We start from the raw sequence: 17,637 nt of genomic DNA on the forward strand, positions 1-17,637 counted from the left end.
TGAGGATCTGTGGGATTGACCGGACCCTACGGTCACCCGGGAGGCGCGTCAATAATCTCCAGTGACTGTGAGGCTAATGTAACTTTCCTTCATCCCTGGTCGCCGTGACGCTCCCCTTCACCTGGCCGGGTCTCAGCCTACGAGAATGACGGCGGCGCCCTTGACCTGGTCGCTTTCGATGTCGGCCAGCGCCCTGTCCGCGTCCTCGAACGCGTACGCGACGCTGCTGACCCTCGGTGGGTGCTCGCGCGCCAGCTCCAGGTACGCCCGGCCGTCGGCCCGCGTGTTGGCCGTGACGCTGCGCAGCGTCCGCTCCTGGAACAGGTGGCGGTCGTAGTTCAGCGACGGGATGTCGCTCAGGTGGATCCCGGCGACGGCGAGCGTGCCGCCCCGGTCCAGCGCCTCCAGGGCGGGCGGCACCAGGTCGCCGACCGGCGCGAACAGGATGGCCGCGTCGAGCGGCTCGGGCGGCAGGTCGCCCGCCGAGGCCGCGCCCAGCTCCAGCGCCAGCTCCCGGTGCCGGGCCGCGCGGGTCACCACGTGCACGGTCGCCCCCATGGCGATGGCCGCCTGCGCGGTCAGGTGGGCCGAGGCGCCGAAGCCGTAGATGCCCAGCCGCCCGCCCTCGGGCAGGTCGCACCGGCGCAGCGCGCGGTAGCCGATGATGCCCGCGCACAGCAGCGGCGCCAGCCGCTCGGCCGGCACGCCCTCGGGCAGCGGGTAGACGTAGTCGTGCGGAGCCGTCAGGTGGTCGGCGAACCCGCCGTTCGCGTCCCAGCCGGTGTACGTGGACCGGGGGCACAGGTTCTCCATGCCGCGCCGGCAGTAGCGGCAGTGCCCGCAGGTCGAGCGCAGCCAGGCCACCCCGACCCGCTCGCCGTCGCCCCCGTCGGGCAGCACCACCCGGCCGACCACCTGGTGGCCGGGCGTGGTCAGCGGGGCGTGCGGCGGCAGGTCGCCCTCGGCCAGGTGGAGGTCGGTGCGGCAGGCGCCGCACGCCTCCACCCGCACCAGCACCTCGCCGGGGCCGGGCTCGGGCACCGGCCGCTCCACCATGACCAGGGGCCGGGACGCCATCGGCCCCGGCCGGTCAACCGCCCAGGCCCGCATCCGCCGCGGCCAGCCGCTCGTGCGCCAGCGACGCGTACAGCGCGGCCCCGTCGGGCAGCACCGAGTCGTCGAAGACCGCCTCGGGGGAGTGGTTGTAGGGCGCGGTCTCCGGGTCGCGGTCGGCCGGGCACGCGCCCAGGAACACGAACGCCCCCGGCACCCGCTCCAGCACGTACGAGAAGTCCTCCGACCCCATGACCGGCCGCGGCGAGACGATGAAACGGCCGGGGCCGAACAGGCCGTCGGCCGTGGCGCCCGCGAACGCCGCCTCGGCGGGGTCGTTGACCGTCACCGGATAGCCCATGCCGAACGACGCCTCCACCTTCAGGTCGTGCGCCGCCGCGATGGCCTCCACCACCTCGACCAGGCGCCGCTTCACCAGGGTCCGGTTGGCCACGCTGAACGTCCGGACCGTCGCCTCGAATTGTGCCTCGCCGGGGATGACGTTGTCCGTCGACCCGCCGTGGAAGCTGCCGACGGTCACCACCACCGGGTCGAACACGTCGAACGTGCGGGTGACCATGGTCTGCATCGCGGTCACCATCTCGCACCCGGCCTGGATCGGATCGCGGGACAGGTGCGGGGTGGAGCCGTGCCCGCCGCGCCCCTTCACCTTCACCGAGAACACGTCCGCCGCCGCCATGATCGGCCCCGGCCGCGAGGCGAACAGGCCCGGCGGCAGGACCGACGACACGACGTGCATCCCGTACGCCGCCACCGGCGGGTCGCCGGCCGCGTCCAGCACGCCCTCGTCGATCATGTACCGCGCGCCCTCGCAGCCCTCCTCGCCCGGCTGGAACATGAAGATCACGTCACCGGCCAGCTCCTCACGCCGGGCGCTCAGCAGGTGCGCCGCGCCCGCCAGCATGGCCGTGTGCAGGTCGTGCCCGCACGCGTGCATCCGGCCCTCGATGTGCGAGGCGTACGGCAGATCGGTGCGCTCGGCGACGGGCAGCGCGTCCATGTCGCCGCGCAGCAGCACGGCGGGGCCGGGGCGGCCGCCCCGCAGCACCGCGGTCACCGAGCTGAGCGCCGTGCCCAGGGTGACCTCCAGCGGCAGCCCGTCGAGGGCCGCCAGCACCTTCTCCTGGGTCCGCGGCAGACTCAGCCCGATCTCCGGCGTGGTGTGCAGCGAATGACGCAGCCGGACGAGCTCGTCCCGCATGTCCTGAGCGGCTTCGGTGAACGACATGAACGACATTCTTCATGTCCCGGTCGAGAAGTCGATATGACGGGCTCGCTAGGATGATCCGGTGACCGAGCGTAAGCGGATCGACTTCTGGCTGTCCGACATGGACGGGGTCCTCGTCCACGAGGGGCGGCCGGTGCCCGGCGCCGACGCCTTCGTCAAGCGGCTCGGCGAGTCCGGCAAGCCGTTCCGGGTGCTGACCAACAACTCCATCTACACCCAGCGCGACCTGTCGGTCCGGCTGGCCGGGGCCGGCCTCGACGTGCCCGCCGAGTCGATCTACACCTCCGCCCTGGCCACCGCCCAGTTCCTCGAGGACCAGCGGCCCGGCGGCTCGGCGTACGTCATCGGCGAGGCGGGGCTGACCACCGCGCTGCACGCCGCCGGTTACGTGCTCACCGACCTCGCCCCCGACTACGTCGTGCTGGGCGAGACCCGCACCTACAGCTTCACCCAGATCACCCGGGCCATCCGGCTCATCGAGGGCGGCGCCCGGTTCATCGCCACCAACCCCGACCCGGTCGGCCCGTCGACCGAGGGCTCGCTGCCCGCCTGCGGCGCGGTCGCCGCGATGATCACCCGTGCCACCGGGGTCCACCCCTACTTCGTGGGCAAGCCCAACCCGCGCATGATGCGCAGCGCGCTCAACGAGATCGGCGGCCACAGCGAGACCACCGCCATGATCGGCGACCGGATGGACACCGACATCGTGTGCGGCATGGAGGCCGGCCTGTTCACCATCCTCGTGCTGACCGGCGTCACCCCGCGTCACGAGGTGGACCGCTTCCCCTACCGCCCGTCGCTCATCGTCGACTCCGTGGCCGACCTCGCCGACCTGATCGAACCTGCCGGAGACTGACAGGTATGGGTGGCAGGCTTGCCGCCATGACCCGCATCTACCTGGAGCGAGGCCCGAAGAGAGTCTTCGCCTGCTCGCTCGACTGGCCCGGCTGGTGTCGCGTCGCCAAGGGCGAGGAGGCCGCGATCGATCTGCTGGTGCGGTACGCCCCGCGCTACCGGGTGATCGCCGAGCGGGCCGGGCTCGCGTTCGACCCCGGCGACCCCGAGGTGGTCGCCCTGGTGCCCGGCGGCGCGACGACCGACTTCGGCGCCCCCGGGGCCATCCCCGAACAGGACCTGGAGCCGGTCGGCGAGGACGTCGCGCGGCGCGAGGTGGCCCTCATCAGGGCCGCCTGGCAGCTCTTCGACGAGGTCGCGGGCGAGTCGCCGGAGGAGCTGCGCAAGGGGCCCCGCGGCGGTGGGCGCGACCTGACCAAGATGGTGAACCACGTCCAGGACTCCGAGCGCGGCTACGCCCGGCAGGCCGGGGTACGGCACAAGCCCTACAGGTCACGCGCCGACGTGGACGCGATGCGCGCCGAACTGGCCGAGGTACTCGCCCGGCCGTGGCGGCCGCCGCCGGAGACCGCCTGGCCGCCCGCCTACGCCCGCCGCCGCGTCGCCTGGCACGTCATCGACCACCTGTGGGAGATCGAGGACCGGCGATGAGCCTCGGCAGCGCGGTGATGTGGCCGGACAGGTAGTCCGCCACCGCCTCCGGCACCACATGGCGCGAGGTGATCTGCTCCCTCTCCAGCGGCACCCGTTCGACCTCGTAGATCCCTCGCGCCGGGTCGTCCAGCTCCGGCCCGTGCCGCAGCGCCGGGTCCAGCGTCACCAGGCGGCACCCGTACACGTGCTGGGTCTTGACCCCGCCCTCCCACGGATAGCTGACCGTGGTCAGCGGGGTCACGGCCGAGACCGTCGCGCCCAGCTCCTCCAGCAGCTCACGGCGGAGGGTGTGGCCGAGCGTGGCGTCGCCGGGCTCGACGTGCCCGCCGGGCACCGACCAGTAGACGGCGCGGCCGGGGACCGTACGGCGGAAGATCAGCAGGCGCTCGTCGTCGTCGAGGACGAGACCCCGGACGCTGGGTCGCATCGGCCCAGCCTACGTTGATCCGGGCGCCTCTGGGGTACCCTAACCTACGGTGCCGTAACTTTCAGGAGAGGATCTCTATATGGCGATGACCCAGACGCAGCTGCTCCATGAGCTGGAGCCGGTCGTGGCCGGTGAGCTCGACCGCCACGAGAAGACGGCGAAGGAGTGGTTCCCCCACGAGTACGTCCCGTGGAGCGAGGGGCGCGACTTCGACGGCCCCTACGGCGGGGAGGCCTGGCAGGAGAGCGACTCCAAGCTGCCCGAGCCGGCGCGCGTGTCGCTCATCGTCAACCTGCTGACCGAGGACAACCTGCCGAGTTACCACCACGAGATCGCCACCACCTTCGGCCGCGACGGCGCCTGGGGCACGTGGGTGCACCGCTGGACGGCCGAGGAGGATCGCCACGGCACCGCGATCCGCGACTACCTGACCGTGACCCGCGCGGTCGACCCGGTCAAGCTGGAGCGCGCCCGCATGGCCCACATGCAGAGCGGCTTCATCACCGACTACGGCACGATGCTGCAGCAGCTCGCCTACGTCTCCTTCCAGGAGCTGGCGACCCGCATCGCGCACCGCAACACCGGCACGGCCTCCGGCGACGAGGGCTGCGAGCGGCTGCTCGCCCGCATCGCCGCCGACGAGAACCTGCACATGCTCTTCTACCGCAACCTGCTCAAGGCGGCCTTCGAGCTGGACCCCGACCAGACCATGCGGGCCGTCACCGACGTGGTGACCACCTTCCAGATGCCGGGCTCCAACATCGCCGGCTTCACCCGCATGGCGATGACCATCGCCCACGAGGGCATCTACGACCTGCGCCTGCACCTCGACGACGTGCTCCTGCCGGTGCTGCGGCAGTGGGCCGTGTTCGACAAGACGGGCCTCGGGCCCGAGGGCGAGCAGGCCCGCGAGGAGCTGGCCGAGTTCCTGAAGAGAACCGAGGAGACCGCCGCCCGGTTCGTCGCCCGCAGGGAGGAGCGCAGGGCGCGCGCCAGGGGATGACCGTCGCGGGATGAGCCGTCATCCGGTGACCGTCATCCGGTGACTGTCATGGGATGAACGATCACGGGATGACCCGTTGTGGGAGGATTCGTCCTCATGGATCTTCCTGTCACGCTGGTCGTCGCCGTCGTCACCATCGGCATGGTGGTCGCGCTGGCCGCGGCGGCCCAGCGGCTGCTCGGAGTCCGGTTCGGCGCGGTGCGCACCTTCCTGGCCGCGCTGCTGGCGTTCTCGCTGGCCGGGCCGCTCACCGCGCCGATCGTGAGCGCCTTCCACCGGGCCGGCGGCGCCCGCGAGGTGGGCGTCGGCCCGCTGTGGGTGCTGATCCTGGTCGTGATGTGCGTCGTGCTCATCCCGATGGTCATCCTGGTGGTCGCCGAGGCTCTGGTGCCGACGGGGTCGATCCCCGGGCCGCTGGAGCTGGTCCGGTCGCTGCGCGGCCGGATGTCGCGGGCCAGGCGCTACTCCGAGATCACCAGGATCGCCGTCAGGCACGGGCTCGGCCCGTACCTGCGCGGGCGCGGGGACCCGCCGGAGGGCCGCACCGGCGCGGTGCGGCTGGCCCGGTCGCTCCGGCTCGCGCTCGACGACGGCGGCGTCACCTTCGTCAAGCTCGGCCAGGTGCTGTCCACGCGGCGTGACCTGCTGCCGCCCGAGTTCATCGAGGAACTGGGCCGGCTGCAGGACCAGGTGGCGGCCGAGCCGTGGGAGCTGGTCGAACCGGTGCTCCGCGCCGAGATGGGCGGGCCGGTAGACGAGGTGTTCGCCGCCTTCGACCGCACCCCGCTGGCCGCCGCCTCGATCGCGCAGGCCTACACCGCGCGGTTGCACACCGGCGAGGACGTCGTGGTCAAGGTGCGGCGGCCGGGCATCGGCCGCACCGTGGCCAGGGACCTCGACATCGTCCGCCGCCTGGCCGCCACCCTGGAGTCGCGCACCCGCTGGGGCGCCGCGCTCGGCGTGCGCGACCTGGCCGAGGGCTTCGCGGTGGCGATCAGGGAGGAGCTGGACTTCCGCGTCGAGGCGGCCAACATGGCCGCCGTCGCCGCCTCCCCCGGGGGCGGCGTCTCCTACCCCGCCCCCGTCGGCCCGCTCTGCACCGAGCGGGTCCTGGTCATGCAGCGACTGTCCGGCGGGCCGGTCACCGCCGCCACCCCCGAGCAGGGGCCGCGCCTGGCCCGCGACCTGCTCGACTGCCTGCTGCGGCAGATCCTGGTCGAGGGCGTCTTCCACGCCGACCCCCATCCGGGCAACCTCATGCTGCTCGACGACGGCACGCTGGGCCTGCTCGACTTCGGCTCCGTCGGCCGCCTCGACGCCTCCGTCCGCTCGGCGCTGCAGCGCTTCCTGCTCGCCATGAACCGGCAGGACCCGCTCGGGGTGACCGACGCCCTGCTGGAGGTGGTGCCCAGGCCGGAGGAGATCGACGAACCGGGGCTGGAGCGGGCGCTCGGCCAGTTCATGGCCAAGCACCTGGGGCCCGGCCTCGACAGCGTCCAGCTGTTCACCGACCTGTTCAAGATCGTCTCCGCGTACGGGCTCTCGATCCCGCCCGAGGTGGCCGCCGTCTTCCGTGCGCTGGCGACCCTGGAGGGCACGCTGGTGCGGCTCTCGCCCGGCTTCAACCTGATCGGCGAGGCCCGCGCCTTCGCCGACCGCCACCTGGCCGAGCGGCTCGACGGCGGCAGCCTGAAGGAGGCGGCCACGCAGGAGCTGGTCGCCCTGCTGCCGATGTTGCGCCGGCTGCCGCGGCGCGTCGAGCGCATAGCCAGCGCGGCCGAGCACGGCCGGCTCGCGCTCAACGTCCGGCTGCTGGCCGACGAGCGCGACCGCGTCTTCGTGACCGGCCTGCTGCACCAGGTGCTGCTCACCGTGCTCGGCGCGACCGCCGGGCTGATGGCCGTCATCCTGCTCGGCGTCGACGGCGGGCCGGTGGCGAGCGCGGAGCTCGACATGTCGCTCTTCCAGCTCATCGGCTACAACCTGCTGGTGATCAGCGCCGTGCTGGTGCTCCGGGTACTGGTCCTGATCTTCCGCAGGCCGCGGGACGCCACGCCGAAAAGTGCGCCTTCTTGACTGAAGGATGGTCTTGGACATCCACGGCATCGGGCAGATTTTCTGAGCAGGAGCCGTAGACGAGACCTCTCGGGGAGTAGCGGGTGAAAATCATCGGGATCGCCGCCAGTCTCCACGGAGGTTCGTACATCAACCGGCTCCTGGACGCCATCCGGGGCGAACTGCCGCCGGGCGCCGCCTTCGAGACCTGGTCCCGCCTGGGCGAGATCCCGCCGTACGCGCCGGGACCCGTCCCGAAGGTGGTCCGCGAGCTGCTCGCGCTGGTGGACAAGGCCGACGCGCTCGTGCTCACCGCGCCTGAGCACAGCCTGCTGCCGGCCGAGCTGGAGTACGCGCTGGACTGGATGGGGCGGGCCGGCACGCTCGACGGCAAGCACGTGGCGGTCATGTGCGCCAGCGCCCGCGCGTGCGGCGCCATGTGGGCGCAGGCCGAGCTGTACAAGGAGCTGATGGGGGCGGGGGCGGTGGCCGTCGGTTCTGAGCTGGTGATCTCGCCGGTCTGCCCCCACTTCGACGACAACGGCCGGCTCTGGGCCCGCGACCTGCGCGGCCAGGTCCGCGAGATGGTCGGGCAGCTGTGCCGGGCCCATCTGCGCGAGCCGATGCTGTCGGCCTGAGACTCCCGCTCAGAGCTCCCGGCCTCAGAGCTCCCGGCGCAGCCGCTTCACCTCGGAACGCTGCTTCTTGCCCGCCAGCCGCCGCTCCACCGAGCCGCGGCTCGGCTTGGTCGGCCGCCTGCGCTTGGGCGGCGGCGCGATCGCCTCGCGGATCCGCTGGGCCAGCCGCCGCTGCGCGGCCTCCCGGTTGCGGAGCTGGGAGCGGTGCTCGGAGGCGGCGATGGTGATCGTCGCCGAGCCGAGCCGTGCCAGGGCGCGGGCCTTCAGCGCGGGGGAGAGCGCCGTCGAGGCCGCCACGTCGAAGATCAGCTCCACCCGGCTGTCGGTGGTGTTGACCCCCTGCCCGCCCGGGCCGGAGGACCGGGAGAAACGCCAGACGAGCTCGGCGTCGGGGATGACGACCGAGTCGCTGACGACCAGGGCGGCGGGCATGACGGTCCTTCCTCTCGCTAGGGCACGGTCAACGTACAGATCGGCGGGCACGCCGGGCAACGACATTTCCCGCCACACCCCTAACACTCCCCGATACGGCCGCGATTCCACCTGTGGCCGTTGACGGCGGCCCGCAAGCGGCGTATGCCACTATCGCGTATCCACGGATGGGGGAGTCATGACCGCGGGCATCGTCGGCGTGCACGGCATCGGCAAGTACGACTACTACGTCAAGGCAGGCGGCTCGGCGGCCGGGGCCGCCACCGCCATGCGCCTGAAATGGGACCGCTACCTCAACGCCTCGCTCGGCGGTCCCGCCAGAGCGTACGTCAGCGAGGTCGCGTACTTCTCCCACCTGTTGCGCGACCCCGATCCGGCGGCGCGGACGGCCGCCCTGGAGGCCGCCCGCCACGACGTGCTGGCCGGCTGGGCCAGGAACCTCGGCTTCGGCGAGCACCTCACCGGCGCGCTCAGGTCGTTCACCGCCTGGGTGCTGTCGCGGCTCGACAGCCGGTCGGCCGCCTTCGCCGAGCTGTTCGCCCCCGAGGTCGCCGCCTACCTGACCGACCCCGGCAGGCGCGAGCGCGTGCGGGGGGTGGTCGCCGACACCATCCGCCGCAACCGCCCCAAGGTGGTCATCGCCCACTCTCTCGGCAGCGTCGTCACGTACGAGACCTTCTGGGCGCATCCCGACCTGGAGGCCGACCTGCTCATCACGCTGGGCAGCCCGCTCGGCATGCGCGGCGTGGTCTTCGAACGCCTGCTGCCCGCCCCGATCAACGGCCGCGGCGAGCGGCCCAAGGGCGTGCGGCGCTGGGTGAACATCGCCGACGCGCACGACATCGCCGCCATCCCGCCCGCGCTGGCCGGCTGCTTCACCGGCGTCGACGCCGAAGAGCTGGTCAACCTCGACTGGATCGACTTCCACACCGCCGAGAAGTATCTCGGCTGCCCGGCGCTGGGCTCGCATCTGCGACCATTTGTCCGGTGAGGTGGATTCTCTTCGACTACGGCAACGTCCTGTCTCTCGCCCAGCCGGCCGCCGAGGCCGAGGCCATGGCCCGCGCCGTCGGCGCCGACCCGGCCGCCTTCCTGCGCGGTTACTGGGAGCACCGGCTGGAGTTCGACCGGGGCTCGCTCACCCCGGCCGAATACTGGGCCGAGGCCGCCGGACGGCCGCTGTCCGTCGCCGACCTCGACCGGCTGATCGCCATGGACGTGGCGAGCTGGTCGCACCCCGACGAAGGCTCCCTGGCGATCCTGCGCGAGCTGCTGGAGCAGGGCCGTGACGTCGCCCTGCTGTCGAACGCGCCCGCCTGCGTCGCCGACGGCCTGGACGAGCTGCCCTGGGTCGCCGCCATCCCGCGGCGCTACTACAGCGCCCGGCTCGGGCTGGTCAAACCGGATCCGCGGATCTACGCGCACGTCGCCGCGGAACTGGCCGCCGACCCCGCCGACGTGCTCTTCGTCGACGACCGCGCGGACAACGTGGCGGGCGCCCGCTCCGCCGGCATGCGGGCGGTCCAGTACACCGACGCCGCGGCCCTGCGCGCCTTCCTGGAGTCCGGCAGCGGCTGAGCAAGGGGTCCGCGGCGCGCCGGAGAGCCGGGGCGGAACCTTCACCCATCGGTGATGTCCCCGCGATCCGAACCGGGATGCGACGCCGCGGGAACGTGCCAGGATGGGCGGGTGGACATCGACCTCGCTGATCTTGATTTCTGGCGCAAGCCGCTCAAGGAGCGGCACGAGGCGTTCGCCCGGCTCCGGCAACAGGAGCAGCCGGTGTTCTTCCCCGAGAAGAAGGTGCCGTTCCTGCGCTCCGGCGCCGGCTTCTACGCGCTGGTACGCCACGCCGACGTGGTCGAGGCCAGCCGCAACGCCAAGGTCTTCTCCAGCGAGCCGGCCGTCACCAACCCCGAGCCGCCCGGCTGGGTCAAGCAGGTGTTCGGCGAGTCGATGGTCAACATGGACGACCCGCGGCACGCCCGGCTGCGCCGCATCGTGACCCGCTCGTTCAGTCCCAGGATGCTCACCGGGCTGCAGTCCGACATCGAGTCGGCCTGCGCGCGCATCGTCGACGACCTCGTCGCCGCAGGACCGCACGACTTCGTCGGCCAGGTCGCCGCCCGGCTGCCCATCCACGTCATCTGCGACATGCTCGACATCCCGCAGGAGTGGCGCGAACGAGTGCACAAGCACGTCGACATCTCCACCGCCTACACCGGCGTCCGGCCCAGCCTGGCCCGCACCGTCCAGCTCGCCGGGCAGAACATGCTGGCCCTGCTCGCCCTCCAGCGCATGGTGATCAAGCTCGGCCACGAACGCGCCGCCGACCCCAAGGGCGACCTGGTCTCGCTCCTGGTCACCGCCAACCCCGACGGCGAGAAGCTCACCTACCGCGAGCTCGGCTCGTTCTTCGCGCTGCTGCTGGTCGCCGGCAACGAGACCGCGCGCAACACCATGGCCCACGGGCTCAAGATGCTCACCGACAACCCCGCCCAGCGCGAGCTGCTCATGAGCGACTTCGACGCCCACATCGGCAACGCCATCGAGGAGATGGTCCGCCTCGCCTCGCCGATCATGCAGTTCCGGCGCACCGTCACTCAGGACTACTCACTGCGCGGGCTGGAGCTGAAGAAGGGCGACAAGGTCGTGCTCTTCTACGGCTCCGCCAACCGCGACGAGTCCGTCTTCCCCGACCCCGACCGGTTCGACATCACCCGCGACACCAAGCCGCACGTCGGCTTCGGCGGCCCCGGCCCGCACTTCTGCCTCGGCGCCAACCTGGCCAGGCAGGAGCTGCGCGCCATGTACCGGGAGCTGCTGACGCGGCTGCCCGGCATCCGCACCATCGGCGAGCCCGAGCTGCTGGTGTCCAACTTCGACAACAGCGTGCGGCGTCAGGCCTTCACCTTCTGAGGGCCGAGCACGTTCCCCCGGATGGTGGCGGCCGTGACCAGCGCCGACACGGCCATCATCGCCGCGCTCGCCAGCATCGCCACCCTGAACCCCGCGTCGAACACCAAAGGATCCCTGAACGCGTCGCCGACCAGCCCCACCAGCGGCGGCACCGCGGCCACAGCGAGCAGCCCGCCCGTGCGCGCCACCGCGTTGTTCACCCCGCTCGCCGTGCCCGCGTAGCGGTCGTCGACGGTCGCCAGCACCGTCGCGGTCAGCGGCGCCACGGCCGCCGACAGTCCCAGCCCGAACACGGTGACCGCCGGCAGCACCTGCAGCCCGTACGAGGCGCCGGGGCCGATCGAGCTCATGAGCACGAAACCCGCGCCCGCCAGCGCGATCCCGCCCGTCATCGGCCAGCGCGGCCCGTGACGCCTGGCCAGCTCGCCGGCGAGCGGCGACAGCAGCAGCATCAGCGCCGTCACCGGCAGCATCGCCGACGCCGCCGCCACCGGCGAGAACCCCGACACCACCTGCAACTGCACCGCCAGCAGGAAGAACACCACGCCCATCGCCCCGTACATCACGAGCGTCACCACGTTCACCGACGTGAACACCCGGTCGGCGAACAGCCCGACCGGCACCAGCGCCCCCGGCGACCGGCGCCGCTCCAGCACCACGAACGCCGCACCCAGCAGCACGCCCACCACCAGCGGCACCGGAGCGTCCAGCTCGATCAGCCCGTACGTGATCCCGGCCAGCGACAGCGCGGCCAGCACCGACCCCAGCACGTCGAAGCGGCCCGCCGCCTGCTCGTCCCGGCTCTCCGGCACGTGCCGGGCCGCCACCAGCAGCACCAGCGCCGCGAACGGCAGGTTGATCAGGAACGCCCACCGCCAGCCGATCGTCTGCACCATCACCCCGCCCAGCAGCGGCCCCACGGCGCTCGCCACCCCGCCCAGCCCCGACCAGGCACCGATGGCGCGCGGCCGGTCGGCCTTGGCGAACGACGCCTGGATGATCGCCAGCGAGCCCGGCGTGAGCAGCGCCCCGCCCACCCCCTGCAGCGCGCGGGCCACGATGAGGAACTCGATCGTCGCCGCCGCCGCGCACAGCACCGACGCCAGCGCGAACCACACCGTGCCGATCAGGAACACCCGGCGCCTGCCGAACCGGTCGCCCAGCGATCCGCCCAGCAGGATCAGACCCGCGAGGGTGAGCGTGTAGGCGTTCACCGTCCACTGCAGGCCCGACATGCCGGCGTCCAGCTCGGTGCCGAGAAAGGGCAGCGCCACGTTCACGACCGTGCTGTCGAGCAGCGCGAGCCCCGACCCCAGCACGGTCGCCGCCAGCACCCACCGGCCGCGCGCCGATCGGAGCTCGATGTGCCCGTCGTCCATGCCAACCTCCCCACGCAGCAGCACAGCCGGCGGCCTCTGGCATTCCCCGCAGCTCAGCCCGGATCACAGCTCACGCCCGCCCCCTCGGATCAGAGCTGGGCCGCCACCTCGCGCAGGCGTGCGGTGGCGTCGCCCGTGACCGGGTCACCGTGGCCGACGCAGACCAGGCCCAGGTCCAGGTCGGCCAGCCTGCGGAAGGACGCGGCGGCCCCGGCCCGGTCGGCGTTGAACACGCCCAGGATGACCTGCCCGTTCAGGGTCGCGACGGTGTCGCCGGCGAACAGCAGCCGATGCGCGGGCAGATACAGCGCGACGCTCCCGTCAGTGTGTCCCGGGATGGGGATCACCTCGGCGCCGCCTCCGAAGTCGATCACCTCGCCGCCCTCCAGCTCCCGGTCCACCCGGGCCGAGGGGACGGGAGGGATCGGCGGCAGGCTGTCGTAGATCTCCCGTTCCCACTCGGGCATGTCCGCCCGATCCGGTATCTGCTGCGCGGTCTCCCCGCGCACCACCGGCGCGTCGGCCCGGTGGACCATGACGGTGGCCTCCGTCGTGATCTCCGCCAGTGCACCGTGATGGTCGTCATGGCCGTGCGTCACGATCACGTGCCGCAGATCGGCGAGGGTGAAGCCTAGGGAGCGGACGGCTCCCTCGACGTCCTTCCCGGACCCGGCCACCCCGGTGTCGATCAGGGTCAGCGCGTCACGTTCGTGCCACAGGTAGGCGTTGCCGACGGGGAAGCGGAGCAGGTGCAGGTGGGGTGTCAGTTCGATCAGATCCATGCGGGCACCGTACGTCCGGGCCCGGAGCCCTTGAGCGGTCTTCGCTTACGGCGATACCTTCCCTGAAACTCCCTTAAGTAGGGTAGTTTAGGGAACGAAATGGAACAATACACTGTCGAGCAGGCGGCGAACCTGCTCGGCCTGCACGTCAAGACCGTCCGCGCCTACGTGCGCGACGGCCGGTTGAAGGCCGCCAAGATCGGCAAGCAGTATCGGATAGCCCGAGCGGACCTGGAGGCGTTCACCGGCCTGTCGCTCACGCCGTCCACGGCGCGTCGCCAGGCCGAGGCGTCGGCCGTCGTCCACGTCGACGGCATCGACCGGGGCACGATGGACCGGGTCAGCATCATGGTCCTGTCATCGCTGGGCGGCCGGCCCACCGGGGCTCACGCGCAGTTCGTCTACGACGAGGAACACGGCCGGCTGAAGGTCGTGATCCTGGGCGACCTGGAAACCACCGCCCAGGTGCTCCGGCTCATCGACGCCCTCATCGGCCAGTGACGCGCACAACCCCGCCGATACCCGACCCGCCCTGTCCCGCGGGCCGGTCCACGCCCGGCCTGCGAGCGCCCGGGTCGCCCCTTCTCACCCTGGAGACTTCACATGCCTGAGCACCACCCGCCTGGCGAGTCCGCGCCTGACACCCCCGCCCCGATGCCCGGCGTCCTGCTGTGCGAGGCGGACGGGCCGCCGGTGCGAACCGAGCGCGACGCCCTGGACCTGATCGGCGACGCCTGGTATCACCGCGCCCAGCTCGTGGTCATCCCCGCCGATCGGCTGCACGAGGACTTCTGGCGCCTCAGCACCCGCGTCGCCGGCGAGATCATCCAGAAGTTCGCCAACTACCGCATCAAGGTCGCCGTCATCGGTGACATCTCCCGGCACGTCTCCTCCAGCACGGCGTTGCGGGACTGGGTGCGCGAAGCCAACCGCGGCGACGAGCTCTGGTTTCTCCCCAGCCTGGAAGCCCTCCGCGAACGACTTCCGGACCAGCGTGGCGCTGCGGCCCCACCCGCCTGACCGACGCGCGGAGGAGCAGGATGGCGCCTGGCGGACCAGCCATGGGCACGAGAGCAGACCGGCCACTAGCGTGCCGGGGTCTTCAGCGGATACGCCAAATCAGGTATCGACGTCACCGCCTCCGCCGGGTGATGATCAGGCACCCGGCGGAGAAAGGTGAGACCTTGTGAAGCATGTGCTGGTGACCGGAGCCACCGGCGGGATCGGCACGGCGGTGGTCGGCGCCCTGATGGCGGCCGGGCATCGGGTGACCGCCGTGGGGCGTGACGTCGGGCGGCTGGACGTGCGCGGGATCGAGGTGGATCTGGCCGAACCTGGCACGCTGGCCGCGCTGCGGGGGTCGAGAGGTCATGTGATCTTCGTCAACGCCTCTCCGGCTTGACCGGTGTCGCCCGCTGGTCGGCGTTCGTCGGGAGCAAGGCGGCGCTCCGGGAACTGGCAGACTCACTGCGCGAGGAGGAGGCGGCCCACGGGATTCGCGTCACCACGGTCTATCCCGGGCCACGGCGACGGACCTCCTGGGAGAGGTCACGCATGCCTTCGGCCGCCCGTATGATCCCGAGGCGCGTGATCCTCGGTGACATCCGCCGCAGGCGTAAAGGGCCCGAAGTGTGCAGGCTACCGCTCGGGGAAGTGCTCTTGCCAGGCCGTGTGGACGGCCGACGACAACGCCGCAGGATGTCGTTCGATCCGAGTTCGTGAGCGCGCGGCGTCTGACCGCGGAGCAGCCAAGCCCGGGTGACGCGGATCGCACTACAGATAGGTATGCCGCAACGCCGCGTCCCTTGGGGATGTTCGCGAGATAGTCTACGTCGCCAGGCATCCCCCATGGCGAGTTCTCGCAGGTCAACAGCGGCGATCCGACGCTACAGGCCACTCTCTCCTACTGCGATTACTTTGATTCGATTCCTGTCGAGAGAACCAGCAGCGCCTGCCGCCGATGCTCAAAGCACCGTGAAGAGCCAGGCGGCAGCATGGGCCACCGCCCCGACTATGACCAGAAGGACAGCGTCACGGAGCACCGTGACGTGGGTTGCCACGGTGTTCTCACCGATTCTGACCGTCCGCGCGTAGGCTGCGGCAAGCACCTGATGGATAGGGGGTTGCTGGCGTGAGAGCCGAGTGCTGTCTATCATGCCAACCTCTTTGCGAGCGACGGTGACCGCAGCAGCGCCGAGCAGGCCAAGGGTAGTGCTGAATACACCGAGAAACCACGCAATAAAGGCCCATATCGACAATGCTGCAATTATGCTGGCCGCACTGGCAAAGATAACCACTAAGAGCCCCAGGGCCGTCGTGAACAGGAATTGAGCACGCCCACGGATATATTCGAGGTCACTTTGCTGCCGGTCTAGCTGGCGCCGTCCCTCCTCCACAAGGACGATCAAATCCACCTCTGGCCAGTTGCTCGTATCGCCCGGTTCTACCGAGTGGACGCCGAAGACGGGCACCCGCCGACCCGGCCACAGCCCCAGCACATACTGTAGGAAGACTGCGGCCTCGGAAGGCAACCGTTCTTGCTGTGTCACCGTGGACCGCTACTCAGCCAAGCCGCCAGGGCAGCCGTGACGGGGACTGTGACCTGCTGAGGCAGAAAGAGCCATTGCCCAGCAGGGTTGACATCCAGGAGAAAGGCGCCCTCGTCCGCCAGCGCCCAGTCCTGGCTGCTATAGCCCAGACCCAGGGCGTCTGCCACAGCCAGAGCCCCGTGAGCGACCTCCGCCGGGAGGACGGCAGCAGTGAATGAGCGATGGGCAATTGGCGCGGCACGCCAGTCGAGTGGCTGATTCGCCGCATCCAGCGCGGCACCCCATACCTGCTCGCCGACCGTAACTACACGTAGGTGCAAACGCGCGCAGATCCTCGTTTGCACGAGAAATGGTGTCTCAGCCAGCGCGGCAAGGCGGACATCGTCGTTGCGCATCAACGTGGTGAAGATCGTGTAAGGCTGGTCCTGGTCAAAGAAATGGCCGGGACCCAACGGTTTGAGCACGATATCGGGTCCGATGGCCTCCCGCACGGCAGAGGGGTCGTTGGTGACCAAGGTGGCGGGAGTGGGAACACCAAGACGCACCGCTGTGGCATGCTGCACCAGCTTGTTTTCCGCGGCGACGAGCGCGTCGATGCCTGTTAGCCATTCCACTCCGCAGGTGCGCAGCACGGCCGTCAGCAAAGACAGCCAAGCTGTCTTCTCAGCCGCCTCCAGGGACTCAACGACCATCCCTCGCTGCCATGCAGCGGGTGCTAAACGTCGAATCCAACCACGCGTGCCCGTCTGGGGCGAGACCATCACGTGCTCCTGAGGACAGCGCACGCTCAAGCAGGCGTCCTGCAGGACATAAGGGTTCTCGGCTAACGTAGCCGCGTTGACCACCCAGCTCTGGCTGACCGGAGCAAGGCGGGCTAGCACCGCCGCCACATGCGGATCACCTTGGTCACCGACAATCACGCAAGCCACTCCGGCACTCACGGCAGGGCGATCCCGGCACCGACCCACGCAATGATCGCTCGGTCGTTGTCAACCGTTTCAATTTGCCTGGTGAGGGTTGTGTCAGGCGGCGGCTCGTCAGTATCGGCGGGCACGGCCTGCGCCAGTAGCCGATACAAACCTCGGCGCTGGCCGGCAGAGGAGAGGACACCATCGTCGTCGAAGGCCACCACCCCACTCTACGGAATCTCCCGTCAGTTAAGCGGCAACCCCGGAACGCGCAGCAAAGCAAATGCGGCGTCCTCGTCGATCGTTTCGACCGCTTTGGTGTTGAGGGTGTCCGGCGGGTCCTCCGATGCTCTGGAGGGGGACAGGGCGCACAGCAGACGGTACAGAGACACAGGGTCTGAGCCAGTACTGGTCGGCATCGTCACGCTGCACACTATAGCTGCTACCACGGAATATTCGAACTGACGTCGGCTTGCCTATCGAGCCGGGATGGTCAAACTCAAAGGTGTCAGGCGCGTGGGTTGGCTGAAGGAGTAAGGAGGGCTAAGCATGGCGGCTCTTCGAAGTTAAGCGGGGTTGAGGCATCCGCGGCTGCGTCGGGTGGTGGCGCATCGGGTGCGTAGCCGTTGATTTTCGGGGTTGCGGAAGCCGTAGGCGTCGCGGGCAACGGTTTTGATGACGCGGTTGCTGCCTTCGGAGCCTGCGTTGGTGATGCCGGTGTGGGGATGTCGTGC

General features: G+C 70.6%; 22 protein-coding genes and 1 pseudogene. 12 read left to right on the forward strand and 11 right to left on the reverse strand.

What is annotated here, in order from left to right; all coding sequences use genetic code 11:
* Positions 1-132 precede the first annotated feature (132 nt).
* Both ACQEUU_RS17750 and ACQEUU_RS17755 read right to left on the reverse strand, forming a co-directional pair.
* Entirely contained in the window at positions 133-1,077 is a 945-nt protein-coding gene (locus ACQEUU_RS17750) for a zinc-dependent alcohol dehydrogenase family protein (protein WP_433067183.1), read from the reverse strand.
* Between the two features lie 13 nt (positions 1,078-1,090).
* Entirely contained in the window at positions 1,091-2,302 is a 1,212-nt protein-coding gene (locus tag ACQEUU_RS17755; protein WP_433067185.1) for a M20 metallopeptidase family protein, read from the reverse strand.
* A 61-nt stretch (positions 2,303-2,363) separates the two neighbouring features.
* Between ACQEUU_RS17755 and ACQEUU_RS17760 the strand changes: the two genes are divergently transcribed.
* Complete coding sequence (locus ACQEUU_RS17760; RefSeq protein WP_433067187.1) at positions 2,364-3,158, forward strand: HAD-IIA family hydrolase; 795 nt, start codon at positions 2,364-2,366, stop codon at positions 3,156-3,158.
* A gap of 26 nt (positions 3,159-3,184) precedes the next feature.
* Complete coding sequence (locus ACQEUU_RS17765) at positions 3,185-3,808, forward strand: hypothetical protein (protein WP_433067189.1); 624 nt, start codon at positions 3,185-3,187, stop codon at positions 3,806-3,808.
* On the opposite strand, the gene ACQEUU_RS17770 is transcribed toward ACQEUU_RS17765, so the two are convergent.
* On the reverse strand, positions 3,771-4,238 hold the full coding sequence (locus ACQEUU_RS17770; protein ID WP_433067190.1) for an NUDIX domain-containing protein: 468 nt from the start codon (positions 4,236-4,238) through the stop codon (positions 3,771-3,773). The genes ACQEUU_RS17765 and ACQEUU_RS17770 overlap by 38 nt on opposite strands.
* Positions 4,239-4,317: 79 nt before the next feature.
* Here ACQEUU_RS17770 and ACQEUU_RS17775 point away from each other — a divergent pair, with 79 nt between their 5' ends.
* From ACQEUU_RS17775 to ACQEUU_RS17785, 3 genes are all read left to right on the forward strand, one after another.
* Positions 4,318-5,241: an acyl-ACP desaturase gene (locus tag ACQEUU_RS17775; protein ID WP_433067191.1), complete on the forward strand. Its 924-nt coding sequence runs from the start codon at positions 4,318-4,320 to the stop codon at positions 5,239-5,241.
* A gap of 96 nt (positions 5,242-5,337) precedes the next feature.
* Positions 5,338-7,317: an ABC1 kinase family protein gene (locus tag ACQEUU_RS17780; protein ID WP_433067193.1), complete on the forward strand. Its 1,980-nt coding sequence runs from the start codon at positions 5,338-5,340 to the stop codon at positions 7,315-7,317.
* 83 nt (positions 7,318-7,400) lie between these two features.
* Positions 7,401-7,934, forward strand: coding sequence for an NADPH-dependent FMN reductase (locus tag ACQEUU_RS17785; protein WP_433067195.1), 534 nt, complete (start codon positions 7,401-7,403; stop codon positions 7,932-7,934).
* 24 nt (positions 7,935-7,958) lie between these two features.
* Here the strand turns inward: ACQEUU_RS17785 and arfB are convergent, their stop codons facing one another.
* On the reverse strand, positions 7,959-8,366 hold the full coding sequence (gene arfB / locus ACQEUU_RS17790) for an alternative ribosome rescue aminoacyl-tRNA hydrolase ArfB (protein ID WP_433067196.1): 408 nt from the start codon (positions 8,364-8,366) through the stop codon (positions 7,959-7,961).
* Between the two features lie 178 nt (positions 8,367-8,544).
* Between arfB and ACQEUU_RS17795 the strand changes: the two genes are divergently transcribed.
* The 3 genes from ACQEUU_RS17795 (at position 8,545) to ACQEUU_RS17805 (ending at position 11,285) form a co-directional block, all read left to right on the forward strand.
* On the forward strand, positions 8,545-9,357 hold the full coding sequence (locus ACQEUU_RS17795) for a hypothetical protein (protein WP_433067198.1): 813 nt from the start codon (positions 8,545-8,547) through the stop codon (positions 9,355-9,357).
* The gene (locus tag ACQEUU_RS17800; protein ID WP_433067199.1) at positions 9,354-9,944 is read left to right on the forward strand and encodes an HAD family hydrolase; all 591 of its coding nucleotides are present in this window, start codon (positions 9,354-9,356) and stop codon (positions 9,942-9,944) included. The genes ACQEUU_RS17795 and ACQEUU_RS17800 overlap by 4 nt, the downstream gene beginning before the upstream one ends.
* A gap of 111 nt (positions 9,945-10,055) precedes the next feature.
* Positions 10,056-11,285 (forward strand): cytochrome P450, encoded by a 1,230-nt coding sequence (locus ACQEUU_RS17805; protein ID WP_433067200.1) that lies wholly within the window; start codon positions 10,056-10,058, stop codon positions 11,283-11,285.
* Here ACQEUU_RS17805 and ACQEUU_RS17810 read toward each other — a convergent pair.
* Together ACQEUU_RS17810 and ACQEUU_RS17815 are read right to left on the reverse strand one after the other, a co-directional pair.
* Entirely contained in the window at positions 11,267-12,664 is a 1,398-nt protein-coding gene (locus ACQEUU_RS17810; RefSeq protein ID WP_433067202.1) for an MFS transporter, read from the reverse strand. The two genes, ACQEUU_RS17805 and ACQEUU_RS17810, sit on opposite strands and share 19 nt — an antisense overlap.
* An 89-nt stretch (positions 12,665-12,753) precedes the next feature.
* Positions 12,754-13,446, reverse strand: a complete 693-nt coding sequence (locus tag ACQEUU_RS17815; RefSeq protein ID WP_433067204.1) for an MBL fold metallo-hydrolase — start codon at positions 13,444-13,446, stop codon at positions 12,754-12,756.
* 99 nt (positions 13,447-13,545) lie between these two features.
* On the opposite strand from ACQEUU_RS17815, the gene ACQEUU_RS17820 reads away from it, so the two are divergent.
* From ACQEUU_RS17820 to ACQEUU_RS17835, 4 genes are all read left to right on the forward strand, one after another.
* Entirely contained in the window at positions 13,546-13,947 is a 402-nt protein-coding gene (locus ACQEUU_RS17820; protein WP_433067205.1) for a helix-turn-helix domain-containing protein, read from the forward strand.
* A 102-nt stretch (positions 13,948-14,049) separates the two neighbouring features.
* The gene (locus ACQEUU_RS17825) at positions 14,050-14,466 is read left to right on the forward strand and encodes a DUF4180 domain-containing protein (RefSeq protein WP_433067207.1); all 417 of its coding nucleotides are present in this window, start codon (positions 14,050-14,052) and stop codon (positions 14,464-14,466) included.
* A gap of 166 nt (positions 14,467-14,632) precedes the next feature.
* Positions 14,633-14,848 carry an SDR family NAD(P)-dependent oxidoreductase gene (locus ACQEUU_RS17830; protein ID WP_433067209.1) on the forward strand — a complete coding sequence of 72 codons (216 nt, stop codon included), beginning with the start codon at positions 14,633-14,635 and terminating at the stop codon, positions 14,846-14,848.
* Positions 14,845-15,168 (forward strand): SDR family NAD(P)-dependent oxidoreductase, encoded by a 324-nt coding sequence (locus tag ACQEUU_RS17835; protein WP_433067211.1) that lies wholly within the window; start codon positions 14,845-14,847, stop codon positions 15,166-15,168. Before ACQEUU_RS17830 ends, ACQEUU_RS17835 begins: the two co-directional genes overlap by 4 nt.
* Positions 15,169-15,410: 242 nt before the next feature.
* Here the strand turns inward: ACQEUU_RS17835 and ACQEUU_RS17840 are convergent, their stop codons facing one another.
* The 5 genes and pseudogenes from ACQEUU_RS17840 to ACQEUU_RS17860 all read right to left on the reverse strand — a co-directional run.
* Positions 15,411-15,995 (reverse strand): hypothetical protein, encoded by a 585-nt coding sequence (locus ACQEUU_RS17840; RefSeq protein ID WP_433067213.1) that lies wholly within the window; start codon positions 15,993-15,995, stop codon positions 15,411-15,413.
* Entirely contained in the window at positions 15,992-16,915 is a 924-nt protein-coding gene (locus tag ACQEUU_RS17845; protein WP_433067214.1) for an ATP-grasp domain-containing protein, read from the reverse strand. The genes ACQEUU_RS17840 and ACQEUU_RS17845 overlap by 4 nt, the downstream gene beginning before the upstream one ends.
* A 17-nt stretch (positions 16,916-16,932) precedes the next feature.
* Positions 16,933-17,124, reverse strand: coding sequence for a hypothetical protein (locus ACQEUU_RS17850; protein ID WP_433067215.1), 192 nt, complete (start codon positions 17,122-17,124; stop codon positions 16,933-16,935).
* A gap of 24 nt (positions 17,125-17,148) precedes the next feature.
* Positions 17,149-17,328, reverse strand: a complete 180-nt coding sequence (locus ACQEUU_RS17855) for a hypothetical protein (RefSeq protein WP_433067217.1) — start codon at positions 17,326-17,328, stop codon at positions 17,149-17,151.
* Between the two features lie 141 nt (positions 17,329-17,469).
* Positions 17,470-17,622, reverse strand: a pseudogene (locus tag ACQEUU_RS17860) (transposase); the annotation flags it as partial.
* Positions 17,623-17,637: the final 15 nt, after the last annotated feature.

It is taken from the genome of Nonomuraea sp. CA-218870 (assembly GCF_050936535.1).
Lineage (GTDB): Bacteria > Actinomycetota > Actinomycetes > Streptosporangiales > Streptosporangiaceae > Nonomuraea > Nonomuraea corallina.